Raw genomic sequence first — 12,507 nt, forward strand, 5'->3', positions numbered from 1 at the left:
TGGTGGAGGGGGACGGATTCGAACCATCGAAGGCAGTGCCGGCAGATTTACAGTCTGCTCCCTTTGGCCACTCGGGAACCCCTCCAGGGTATTTTTATACTTAGATGTTAGTTTCCCAACCTACCTTCCAAGTTGTTCTCATGTTCAAAGGATAAACACAAGAAAGAATATGGTGGAGGGGGACGGATTCGAACCATCGAAGGCAGTGCCGGCAGATTTACAGTCTGCTCCCTTTGGCCACTCGGGAACCCCTCCAGGGTATTTTTATACTTAAGATTTCTTTTCCCAACACATCTCTCAAGTGCGGAGCGCATCATAGCAAACTCGCTCCGGCTGTAAAGCGTTTTTCTTACGTTTTTACGTTGAATGCTGCCTTTTTGGGCAAAGATGGCAGAAAGTCAGCGTTTTGTATGTCCTTTAAACAAAAAGGAAACTTACTATTTACCGGAATTTACACTACTTGACGTTATACAACGTATCTACTGATAAACTGTATGCAGTCAAGTAATATCCATTTATTCTTTAGTAGTTACGATTATGAGCATGAAAGCCACTTTATCCATTTTGACGCTTTCTATATTGATGGCCTCACCCGCAGCTTTCGCAGCAAAGCGTGGACCGTCAGCAGTAACAGTTGTTACTGAACAAGTAGAAACGCATGAAATCAATCAGTCTTTATCGTTAATCGGCAAGCTTGAAGCTGCGGAATCAGTCATTGTTGCTTCAGAGGTTGCTGGCAAGGTGAAACAGATCGCCGTTAAAGCCAATCAAAACGTTCAGCAAGACCAATTGCTTATTCTATTAAATGACGATAAAGCACAAGCGGCTTTAGTAGAAGCAAAAGCTTACTTAAAGGATGAGCAACGTAAGTTAAAAGAATTTCAGCGTTTGGTGAAACGTAATGCGATCACTCAAACAGAAATTGATGCACAAAAAGCCAGTGTAGAGATTGCAGAAGCGCGCCTTGATGCTGCAAAAGCCAACTTAGCGGATCTTCATATTGCAGCTCCTTTTGCCGGTACGGTTGGCTTTATTGATTTCAGTCGAGGAAAAATGGTCAGTGCAGGTTCTGAGTTACTGACTTTGGATGACCTATCGGTAATGGAGTTGGATCTGCAAGTTCCAGAGCGCTACCTTTCTATGCTGTCGGTTGGTATGGAGGTCGGTGCGACCACCAGCGCGTGGAGCGGTATGGGCTTTGTCGGTAAAGTAACAGGCATTGATACTCGTATCAGTGCTGAAACTTTGAACCTTCGTATTCGTATTGAATTCGACAATCCTGAAAACCACCTTAAACCAGGTATGTTGATGAATGCGTCTTTGGCATTCCCTGCTATTGAAGCGCCAATTATCCCTGTTCAAGCACTGGAATACTCAGGTACTAAGCGTTTCGTGTACGTTATTGATGAAGACAACAAAGCGAAGCGTCAAGAAGTACTCTTGGGTGCACGTGTCGACAACGAAGTTGTGATTGAATCTGGTGTTGAGATCGGTGACAAGATCGTCGTGCAAGGTATTGTGAACATGCGCGATGGCGTAGAAGTAAAAGAGATCGTTGCACCTGGCAAAGTGAAAACCGCTGATGCAAGCGGTGAGCAAGGTGTGAAAGGCTCGCAAGGCAAAGCGGCTAAGGAAGCAAATTAATGTTACTTTCTGACGTTTCCGTAAAACGCCCCGTTGCCGCGCTGGTATTGAGCATGCTGCTATGTGTATTCGGCTTTGTGTCGTTTACCAAGCTTGCAGTACGTGAAATGCCAGACATCGAAAGCCCAGTGGTCTCGATCAGTACACGTTACGAAGGTGCTTCAGCAACCATTATCGAGAGTCAAATTACCTCAGTGTTGGAAGACCAACTTTCGGGTATCAGTGGTATAGACGAAATCAGTTCGACGACGCGTAACAGTATGTCGCGTATCACTATTACTTTTGAGTTAGGTTATGACCTCAATACGGGGGTAAGTGACGTTCGTGATGCGGTTGCTCGTGCTCAGCGCTCGTTGCCAGATGAAGCTGACGACCCTGTGGTGTACAAAAACAATGGCTCTAGTGAAGCTTCCCTCTATATTAACCTTAGTTCTTCTGAGATGGACCGTACACAGCTAACGGATTATGCCGAGCGCGTACTCATGGATCGGTTTAGTCTTATCTCGGGCGTAAGTTCTATCGATCTTTCTGGTGGTTTGTACAAAGTCATGTACGTGAAACTAAAACCAGATTTGATGGCGGGGCGCTCGGTGATCGCCTCAGATATTACGTCAGCACTTCGTAGTGAGAACTTGGAAAGTCCAGGTGGTGAAGTACGTAACGATTCCACTGTTATGTCAGTGCGAACCGCTCGTACTTACAACACGCCAGAAGATTTTCAATATCTGGTCGTAAAACGTGCAAGCGACAACACGCCAATTTACTTAAAAGATGTAGCAGATGTCTTCATCGGTGCAGAGAACGAGAACTCGACCTTTAAAAGTGATGGTGTCGTAAACATCAGTTTGGGCGTTGTCCCTCAATCAGATGCGAACCCATTAGAAGTGGCGAAAGCTGTTCGCTCAGAAGTCGATAAGATTCAGAAGTTCTTGCCGGATGGTACTCGTCTTGCGATTGACTATGACGCAACGGTATTTATCGAGCGTTCTATTGCAGAGGTATACAGTACGCTCTTTATTACCGGTGGCCTGGTTATTCTGGTGCTGTACATCTTTATCGGTCAGGCTCGTGCGACGTTGATCCCTGCTGTAACGGTACCAGTCTCGCTTATTTCTTCCTTTATAGCCGCTTATTACTTTGGTTTCTCTATCAACCTGATTACCTTAATGGCGCTTATCCTGTCTATCGGTCTGGTAGTGGATGATGCGATCGTTGTCGTAGAGAACATCTTCCACCATATTGAGCGTGGTGAATCTCCTCTATTGGCAGCGTATAAAGGTACCCGAGAAGTAGGTTTTGCGGTTATCGCAACTACGCTAGTTCTGGTGATGGTGTTCCTACCGATTTCCTTTATGGATGGCATGGTTGGTTTGCTATTTACCGAGTTTTCAGTATTGCTGGCAATGTCGGTGATCTTCTCTTCGTTGATTGCACTAACACTGACACCAGTGCTGGGCAGTCAAATTCTAAAAGCGAACGTAAAACCAAACCGATTCAATCAAGTGGTTGATAAGTTGTTTGCTAAGCTAGAGGCCGGCTATCGTGCTGCTCTTAAAGGAGCGTTAAAGATTCGTTGGGCAGCTCCTTTGGTTATCCTTGCTTGTATGGGCGGCAGTTACTTCTTAATGAATCAAGTACCAGCACAGTTAACCCCACAAGAAGATCGTGGTGTTATCTTTGCTTTTGTTCGTGGCGCGGATGCGACTTCTTACAACCGTATGTCGGCTAACATGGACATTGTAGAAGATCGTTTGATGCCACTTTTAGGCCAAGGTTTCCTGAAATCATTCAGCATCCAAACGCCGGCATTTGGTGGGCAAGCTGGTGACCAAACGGGTTTCGTGATCATGATTCTGGAAGACTGGAATGAGCGTGATGTCACCGCTCAAGATGCCTTGAATCAAGTACGTAAATCACTGGCGGGCATTCCAGATGTGCGTGTGTTCCCATTCATGCCGGGCTTTCGCGGTGGATCGAGTGAACCTGTGCAGTTTGTATTAGGTGGTTCGGACTACGATGAGCTTTTAGTCTGGGCGGAAATGCTGAAGAACAAGGCCGAAGAATCCCCGCTGATGGAAGGTGCAGAGATCGACTATTCGGAGAAAACGCCTGAGCTCCTTGTATCGGTTGATACGCGCCGTGCCGCAGAATTAGGCGTTAGCGTAAAAGACATTTCAGATACTTTGGAGATTATGCTGGGTGGTAAAAGTGAAACTACCTATGTTGACCGTGGTGAGGAGTATGATGTTTACCTACGTGGTGACGAAAACAGCTTCAACAACGCGGCTGATTTAAGCCAGATCTACTTGCGAACTAACAGTGGTGAACTGGTGACTCTAGATACCGTTACTAAGGTAGAAGAAGTCGCGGCATCAATTCGTTTGTCTCATTACAACAAACAGAAGTCGATCACTATTACTGCAAACTTATCGGAAGGCTACACCTTAGGCGAAGCACTCGACTTCTTAGATCAACAGGCGATTGATAACCTACCAGGTGATATCTCAGTAAGTTACTCGGGAGAGTCAAAAGACTTTAAAGAGAACCAAGCCAGTGTTGCTGTTGTGTTTGCCTTGGCATTGCTGGTGGCATACCTAGTACTGGCAGCGCAGTTCGAAAGCTTCGTTAACCCACTGGTGGTAATGTTCACTGTACCTATGGGGGTATTTGGCGGCTTCCTTGGCTTAGTTGTGATGAGCCAAGGGATGAATATCTACAGCCAGATCGGCATGATCATGTTGATCGGTATGGTAACCAAGAATGGTATTTTGATCGTTGAGTTTGCTAACCAGCTGCGTGACCGTGGCATTGAGTTTGAAAAAGCGATTATTGATGCGGCTGCGCGCCGCCTTCGTCCGATCATGATGACGGCATTCACGACGCTTGCTGGTGCAATCCCTTTGATTATGTCTACAGGAGCTGGCTACGAAAGTCGTGTGGCCGTTGGTACGGTTATCTTCTTCGGCATGGGCTTCGCGACGTTAGTTACCCTGTTCGTTATTCCTGCGATGTACCGATTGATTTCTGCGAAGACTCGATCACCTGGTCATGTCGAGGCTGAATTGAACAAAGCACTGAGTCACGATACAAAAGGGCGTATTGCGCATCCGTAGGTTATTCTCGCTAAGATTTTGAAATTAAAAGCCGAACGTTTTTCGTTCGGCTTTTTTGTGTTTTTCGTCTGACTATTTATAGATCTGATGATAATTGTTGGTTATTCTTTCGTCACTTCTTCGAGGGGCACTGGATTCGCTCATCGTGTTTGGCTGAGCGTTTGGTCTTTTTTGGGTGCTGCATGCGCAAGGAATGATGCTGTACTAATGATGGTATGAGGTGTTTCTTGAAAAAGTGTCGTGGTAGTTATTTGATTGAAATGGTTGCGGTAATGGGGATGGTTGTATTGTTTGCGACAACCGTTTTACCTCAGTTTGCCAACGTTCTAAAAGCAAAAAGTGAGAAAACGTTGCAATCTGTTGAGCATCGTGTCCATGTCGATCAAAAGCACGATGAGATAGTTCTTTAGAATAAAGAAAGCCGAGGTCATATGCCTCGGCTTTGGTTTTCTTTGCAGAATTTTAAATCAGAAGTTCTTGCCAATACTGATTTGAAAACCGTCATACTTGTCGTAAAAATCATCCAGTTCCACATCAGCAAAGCCGTATATGTATTCTGCTTTTAGCCAAAAGTTTTGGTCAATATCCCATTGTAAACCACCGCCTACGTTGAACATCACGCCGGAATTATCATCAACGTTATCGAGTGATTCGATATACATCTCAGCTTGAGTTAGTAGTGCGCTAGCACGACCGAATAGTTTAAATGGAGTATCGCCAAGGTAAGGTGAAGTAGCTAAACCTGACACACCAAATTGGTAGTAGTGTAGATTGATTTTTTCACTGGTTGGTTGGAATTTCAGTTCACTTTGTGTGTAACGTACGACACCTTCTACTGAAAAGTACTCATTGATATTCTTACCCCAACCGATAGTGATATGCGGGTTTGCAAGTTCGCTTTCGGTATTGCTGCCAAATTTAGGCGTTTCGTAACCAATATTACCGCTACCTAAGTAGAAGTACATGTCTTGATCTTTTGGTTGAGCTGCATAAGCAGAAGCGCTTAATGCGATTGTAGACAGCAAGAAGATGGCATTTTTCATAATATGACTATAACCTTTGGTGGTACTAGCAGTTGAGTTTAATCAATGAGATAGAGGTTGGGTATATTAACAGCCTGAATAGACGGTTAGTCAACTAGCAGTGATCTCAATTCTAAAAATAAAGGAAAGTAAAGTGGCTGAATTCAAATACAAAAATCTGACCCAAGAAGAGCAAGACAAACTGGACGCAGCGACGTTTCGCCGTCTATTAGCGCATTTGGATGCAAACAAAGACGTGCAAAACATCGATCTAATGATCCTTGCTGGTTTCTGTCGTAACTGTTTCAGCAAATGGTACAAGGCAGAAGCGGAAGACCTTGGTGTGGATATCGACATCGATGATGCTCGTGAGCGTGTTTACGGCATGACTTACGATGAGTGGAAACAAAACCACCAACCTAAAGCAACACCAGAGCAGTTGGCTGCATTTGAGGCACGTCAGAAAAAGTAACGCTTCTTAGTGCAAAGATAATAAAAAAACAGCCCGCTGAATGAGCGGGCTGTTTTAGTATGTGAAGTCTGATTTTATTCAGTGATTGGACCGCAGCATGCTGGCTCAACGCAGCCTTTCGACTGAATAATTTCAAGCTGTGCAAGGTAAGGTTGAATGTCACCGATGTTTTCTTTTACCCACTCAGTGTTGTAGTAAGTGTCTAGGTAACGTTCACCTGAATCACAAAGTAGTGTCACGATAGAACCAGTCTCACCACGTTGCTTCATTTCACACGCTAGCTGAAGTACGCCATATAGGTTAGTACCTGTCGATGCACCCACTTTACGACCGATCAAGCCAGATAGCCAATGCGCCGTTGCAACACTTGCTGCATCAGGGATTTTGCGCATTTCGTCTACAACGCCAGCGATAAAGCTCGGCTCAACACGTGGACGACCGATACCTTCGATCTTGCTGCCGTTTTCGCCCTTGATGTCCGCGTTGCCAGATTGGAAGTAGTCGTAGAACACAGAGTTATCAGGATCAACTACACACAGTTTTGTGTCGTATTTTTGGTAACGAATGAATCGACCAATCGTTGCAGACGTACCACCTGTACCTGGGCTCATCACAACCCAGCTTGGGATTGGATGATCTTCTAATTGCATTTGGCTAAAGATAGAGTTCGCGATGTTGTTGTTACCACGCCAGTCTGTTGCACGCTCAGCGTAAGTAAATTGGTCCATGTAGTGACCGTTTAGCTCTTTCGCTAGACGACGAGACTCATCATAAATTTGGTCTGAACGGTCAACCAAGTGTGCTTTACCACCGTAGAATTCAATTTGTTCAATTTTCTTACGTGCAGTGGTTTTTGGCATCACCGCAATAAATGGTAAGCCTAGAAGACGCGCGAAGTACGCTTCAGAAACTGCTGTACTGCCTGATGACGCTTCAATCACCGTGGTTTCTGGACCGACCCAACCATTACAAATCGCATAAAGGAATAGTGAACGAGCCAAACGGTGCTTCAATGAACCGGTTGGGTGCGTGCTTTCATCTTTTAGATAGATGTCGATACCTTCCAAAGAAGGTAGATCTAATTTGAATAGGTGAGTATCTGCTGAGCGTTGAAAGTCTGCTTCGATTTTGCGTACAGCATTGTTGATCCAGTTGTGGTCAGTACACATAACGTGACTCCTCGAAATTCTGTAGGGTAGTTGTTTTTGTCTATAGGGATAATCTACCTATAACCCTAGAGAAAAACTTTGCTATTATTGTTTTGTTATTCACCTTTGGTAGAAAAGTTTTCTCTAAATCAGGAAATAGCTAGGAATGAGCTTAGACAAAATCGACAAACAGTTACTTTCTTTACTCCAAAACGACGGAACCTTGTCTTTAAATGACTTGGCTGAGCGAGTGAACCTGACCACCACTCCTTGTTGGAAGCGTTTGAAAAAGCTGGAAGACGAAGGTTATATCGAGAAGCGCGTTGCATTGCTTAGTGCAGAGAAGCTGGATTTATCTTTTATTGCATTTGTGCAACTTAAGACTAGCGACCATTCAGAAGGGTGGTATCACCACTTTGTAACCACCGTAAGTGATTTCCCTGAAGTCATGGAGTTCTATCGGATGGCTGGGGAATACGACTATATGATGAAAGTTGTCGTAAAAGACATGAAGCGCTTTGATGAGTTCTACAAGCGATTGGTCAACAGCGTGAAAGGTTTATCCAATGTCACCTCAACCTTTGCAATGGAGCCGATTAAGTACACTACGGAACTGCCGATAAGTATTAGCTTGTAACCTTCTGCAAGTTTTGGGAAATGGCTTTACCTACCACAAGTTGAGACTACTGATATTTACTCTCCGTATCATTGGTAATGAAAGTCCATTTAAACAGATGAAAAATCCACAAAAAATCGACATATCACGACTGTTTTTGTCTTATTTTTGAGAGATCATAAGAAAAGTCTCTGAGTACTTAACTAGTATTTTGTATGTTTGGTTTTTCTAATGCAGCTAGGCAAGCGTTTGCTTTGTGAAAAACTCTGTATTTTGGGCGACGTTATTGATCTTTGTGGGATATTTCATCGGTTTTTCAATTATTTGTGCATCGAATAAAAGGCTGTTGATGAATAAAACATCGTATTATTATCGCCGCACCTTGGGATGTAACTAATTATTACAAAAAATGAAAAATTACTTTTTAACTGCTTGCTTTATTGCTGCTTTATCGGGGTGCGGTGGTGGAGATACTTCACCACCATCAGTACCGCCTGTTGCTAGTGTCACCAAACAGGTTCGCCCAGCATTGGAAAGCGAAGATTCCTCGCTGACTTTCAATGGTCCTGGAACCGTAACTCATGCCATTTTACGTAATGTTCATGGGACGATTACATATCAAATTTTAGATTCGACTCCTCCTAATGTAATCGTGATTGATGAATACGATCAGCTTCAAGTGCTGCGCCCAGGAACAGCTACTGTAAAAGCAGTGGATTCCAGCTCTTATTATGAGCAATCTGAGTCGGTGTTTACGTTGACAGTAGAAAGAGGTGCGAACACCGAGCTTATGGTAAATGATTTACACATAAACCCGACAGAAAGAGGTGATAACTCGCTAACTGTGCGAGGTCAGAAAGGTGACCTTACATTCTCGGTAGCTTCCGGAGATGAGTACCTTATTCGTGTAGATCAAAAAGGTTCAGTTCAGCCAGTCGGTCCAGCAGGTATTGCTACTGTAATTGTTGCTGATAGTGGTAATGATTTTTACCAACCTAAAACCATTCACGCACGCGTGATTGTTCATGAAATCAGCGCAGATCAACTTCAGTATGCTAGATTAGAAACTGAGTATCGTGAAGGGGTTACATTAGAGCCAAAGCGATTAGACACAACAGACCTTGATAGTGTCTCATTTCGAATTGTAGATAGCTATCCTGATGATAATGTAGCAAAAATTTTGAACTCTGAAACTGGTTTGATTCTGGCGCGTAATACCGGGCGTGTGACTATTGAAGCTGTTGCCAACTATTCAGATTCCTACGATCATAAACAACAGACTGCTTACTTTACCGTAGATGTGCTTCAAGGTAAGCGTGAACCACTTCAGGTGAGCAACATTGCAGTAACTTATGCGGAAAATGGTTTTGTATATCCGAATGTCTCTCATGCGCGAGGAGCCCTTTCTTACCGTGTGCTGAGTGGTGAAGATGCAATCACAGTCAGCGAAGATGGTAAGAAACTCAAAATCCTTGGTGTAGGTCAGGCTCAAGTGGAAGTGCGTGAGAGTAGTCTAAGAAACTATCCAAGCAGCAAAACTACATTTGATGTAGAAGTTAAACGAGCATTAAATTCTCGTATCGAAAACGTCGAATTGAAACTCATTTATCATCCAGACCTGAGAATTCCATTGGAGTTTCCGGGGCAGAAAGGCCAGATTAGTTTGGTTGAACAGTTACCTAGTGGCTTACGCTTGGTTAATGATGAAATTGCAGTTGATCAGGCCGGGCATTATTTGCTCACTCTTGAAGATAACGGTGGAAGTGAATATCAGCCAGCTAGGTTTAGTGTTGATATAGATGTTGCTAAGGCTGTGGGCGAGAAGTTGTCTGTTCACAACTATGAAGAAGTTTACAGCAAGGATTTACAACTAACCTTAGAGCGTGACTTTGAGGCTTACAAAACATTTGATCACGTTGAAGTGTTGAGTAACTCGAACCCAGAGGTAGCAAATGAGATTGCTCGAGGACTGATCCATGTATACCGTTCGGGCAGAACAACTCTTGTTTTAAGGAGAGCTGAGAGTACAAACTATACGGCAGGTCCAGAGCAAGAGGTGAAGATCAACATTTTAAATGCGCCTAGCCGAATCCATGTAGATTCAAAAATCGATGCTGTGTGGAGGCCGAACAAACCATATTTGTCTCTACCAAAGATCACAGGAACAGTCGGCGAAGTATCTTATAAGATTGCCGAAGGTGAAGATGAAGATGTCGTATCAGTCGACGTTCATTCGGGAGAAATGCGAATCTTAAACGCTGGCAGCACAATGGTAGTAGTCTCCGATACTGGTAGCGCCCAATATGACCCAGGTCATGGTAGCTTTGCGGTGAATATTACTCAAGCAGACAACCCTGTTGATATCAAATACCCAACGGTAGATTTCCAACACGGTAAGAAAGTGGTACCAGAAGTATCAGCTGTAGATATTGAGACGAGCTATAGGTTGCTTAGCCAGACTAGGCCTGTCGTTACTCTGGAGTCAAAAAACACGGGTGAAGTATCAGTTCTTCATGCGGGTAGCTATAAACTCGAAGCGACTCTTTCTGCGAGAAACTACAAAACCAAAACGCTATCTGTTAATGGCTCTATTACGAAAGCCGATCACCCTGGGTTATCGAGTACATCGCAGCCTGTTAATTTTGAGCCGTTTAAGGCTATTACTCTTGAGCTAGGTCCTGCTATTGGGGTGCGTAGTTATGCGTTTGAGAATACGATCAGCCAAGAACTGGCTACATTGAATGCTCAAACCGGCGTTGTCACTTTGAACGAATATTCACCCGCTCATTCTATCAAATTGAAGGTCTCTGAAGCAGAGTCTGAAGACTATAAGGCTATGAGCGACAAAACTATCTCCATACCAGTTACTCTTGACAAGTCTGATGCTGATCGTGAATACACGTTAACTGGTGGTCAAACGGTAGTCGTTAGTACTTTAAGTGCGCCAGAGTTTGCGAATCTGCAAGATTCCGAATTTGGTCTCATGGGTGTGCGTGGAGTAAGAGAACCTACGGATGGTGAGATAGCTTCCTACGGCAAAGGAAAGGTCGTTTTGCTGCAAATGAAATCAATCGATAACCCTGAAGCATCACCAAAAGGTATGTGGATGCATATTGCTCGTATTGATGACTGCTTGTCATTACTAGACGAAGATAATGTTAAACCGTTTCAAGCGATCAGTTATCTAGATGATGGTTATTGCAAAACCGGTAGAACCCTGCGTCTGACAAGGTTTTTGGTGATTGATGATAGCCAATTGAACGATGGAGAAACCTATAAAATCGATAGCCCATTAGTTTATTACCGTAAGGGCGCTCGTAAGTTTCGAGCGGATGATTTTGGGGGGGGCTTATGAGGATCCTGACGTTGTTTATGGGATCTCCAAGTACGGATGGCATAAATCACTCTATGAGTGGGGTGTTATTCAAATGAATTATAAAGTGAATTAAAAAAGGGGAGTGCAGCGCACTCCCCTTTTTTAATTTACGTATTCGTTATTTAGTAAAGCGCATTACGCCTTCTTGTACTGCTGTTGCAACTAGGTGACCTTGTTGGTTGTATATCTCGCCACGAACTAAACCGCGAGTGTTGCTCGCTGTTGGACTTTCAATTACATACAACAACCAATCGTCCATCTTAAATGGACGGTGGAACCAGATTGAATGGTCAATTGTAGCGACTTGGAAGTTGGGGGTCATCAGTGACACTTCGTGTGGGTGAAGTGCAGTGGTCAAGAAGCCCCAATCCGATGCGTACGCCAACAGATATTGGTGGATCAATTGATTGTCAGGCATCTCACCATTGGCTCGAATCCACAGATACTGTTTCGGCTCTATTTTTTTGGGTTTTAGTGGGTTAACTATGTTAACTGGGCGGGTTTCAATGGGTTTCTCGCCACAGAACGTTTTACGTAGCCGCTCTGGTAAGAACTCGGCAATGTGGCTTGCTAGCTCCGTTTCGGAAGGGAAATTTTCCGGCCCAGGAATGTCGGGCATGGTGTTTTGGTGATCAAACCCAGGTGCGTCACCATGGTAAGACGCAGTCAGGTAGAAAATCGGGCGACCATTTTGAATGGCTTTAACTCGACGAGTACTAAAGCTACGACCATCACGAAGGTTCTCGACGTCATAGATGATCGGCTTTTCTGGATCTCCAGGATAAAGGAAGTAGCTATGGAATGAGTGTACCGTGCGAGCTTCTTCAACGGTATAGCGGGCTGCTGATAAGGCTTGTCCGATAACTTGTCCACCATAGACTTGCGGTAGTCCTAAGTTTTCACTTTGACCGCGGAATAAACCCTCTTCTAACTTTTCGAGCTGTAATAGACTCAGCAACTCTTTTAGTGGTTTACTCATGCTCTCTCCTCAACTTAAGATTTTTGATTGCTTCAATTATGAAACAAAATCAATTGTTTGGTAATTTCTAACTTAGTCAAACTATTGTCAAATAATGCTCGGTATAGCAGACAGTTTAATAGTCTAAGATTATACTT

9 protein-coding genes and 2 tRNA genes are annotated in these 12,507 nt (G+C 43.9%); 6 read left to right on the forward strand and 5 right to left on the reverse strand.

All coding sequences use genetic code 11. The features are described from left to right. Positions 1–85 (reverse strand) — tRNA-Tyr (locus B853_RS04570). Positions 86–170: 85 nt separating this feature from the next. Then, a tRNA-Tyr gene (locus tag B853_RS04575) sits at positions 171–255 on the reverse strand. Between the two features lie 282 nt (positions 256–537). Here B853_RS04575 and B853_RS04585 point away from each other — a divergent pair. The 3 genes from B853_RS04585 to B853_RS04595 all read left to right on the forward strand — a co-directional run bounded on the left by B853_RS04585 (position 538) and on the right by B853_RS04595 (position 5,167). Then, positions 538–1,644: an efflux RND transporter periplasmic adaptor subunit gene (locus B853_RS04585; RefSeq protein WP_038882740.1), complete on the forward strand. Its 1,107-nt coding sequence runs from the start codon at positions 538–540 to the stop codon at positions 1,642–1,644. Beyond that, positions 1,644–4,757 (forward strand): multidrug efflux RND transporter permease subunit VmeF, encoded by a 3,114-nt coding sequence (gene vmeF, locus B853_RS04590; RefSeq protein ID WP_038882742.1) that lies wholly within the window; start codon positions 1,644–1,646, stop codon positions 4,755–4,757. Before B853_RS04585 ends, vmeF begins: the two co-directional genes overlap by 1 nt. 227 nt (positions 4,758–4,984) lie before the next feature. Continuing rightward, positions 4,985–5,167 (forward strand): type II secretion system protein, encoded by a 183-nt coding sequence (locus B853_RS04595; protein ID WP_128826809.1) that lies wholly within the window; start codon positions 4,985–4,987, stop codon positions 5,165–5,167. Between the two features lie 57 nt (positions 5,168–5,224). On the opposite strand, the gene B853_RS04600 is transcribed toward B853_RS04595, so the two are convergent. After that, positions 5,225–5,800 carry a porin family protein gene (locus B853_RS04600; protein ID WP_038882746.1) on the reverse strand — a complete coding sequence of 192 codons (576 nt, stop codon included), beginning with the start codon at positions 5,798–5,800 and terminating at the stop codon, positions 5,225–5,227. 133 nt (positions 5,801–5,933) lie between these two features. Here B853_RS04600 and B853_RS04605 point away from each other — a divergent pair, with 133 nt between their 5' ends. Continuing rightward, positions 5,934–6,251: a DUF1244 domain-containing protein gene (locus B853_RS04605; RefSeq protein WP_005431642.1), complete on the forward strand. Its 318-nt coding sequence runs from the start codon at positions 5,934–5,936 to the stop codon at positions 6,249–6,251. Positions 6,252–6,325: 74 nt separating this feature from the next. Here B853_RS04605 and B853_RS04610 read toward each other — a convergent pair whose 3' ends face one another. After that, complete coding sequence (locus B853_RS04610) at positions 6,326–7,420, reverse strand: PLP-dependent cysteine synthase family protein (protein ID WP_038882747.1); 1,095 nt, start codon at positions 7,418–7,420, stop codon at positions 6,326–6,328. Positions 7,421–7,565: 145 nt separating this feature from the next. Between B853_RS04610 and B853_RS04615 the strand changes: the two genes are divergently transcribed. Together B853_RS04615 and B853_RS04620 are read left to right on the forward strand one after the other, a co-directional pair. After that, positions 7,566–8,036: an Lrp/AsnC family transcriptional regulator gene (locus B853_RS04615; protein WP_038882749.1), complete on the forward strand. Its 471-nt coding sequence runs from the start codon at positions 7,566–7,568 to the stop codon at positions 8,034–8,036. A gap of 388 nt (positions 8,037–8,424) precedes the next feature. Then, complete coding sequence (locus B853_RS04620; protein WP_249027393.1) at positions 8,425–11,370, forward strand: cadherin repeat domain-containing protein; 2,946 nt, start codon at positions 8,425–8,427, stop codon at positions 11,368–11,370. 139 nt (positions 11,371–11,509) lie between these two features. Here the strand turns inward: B853_RS04620 and tesB are convergent, their stop codons facing one another. Beyond that, on the reverse strand, positions 11,510–12,370 hold the full coding sequence (tesB, locus tag B853_RS04625) for an acyl-CoA thioesterase II (RefSeq protein WP_038882751.1): 861 nt from the start codon (positions 12,368–12,370) through the stop codon (positions 11,510–11,512). Between the last annotated feature and the right edge of the window lie 137 nt (positions 12,371–12,507).

This window comes from Vibrio rotiferianus CAIM 577 = LMG 21460, assembly GCF_002741985.1.
Classification (GTDB): domain Bacteria; phylum Pseudomonadota; class Gammaproteobacteria; order Enterobacterales; family Vibrionaceae; genus Vibrio; species Vibrio rotiferianus.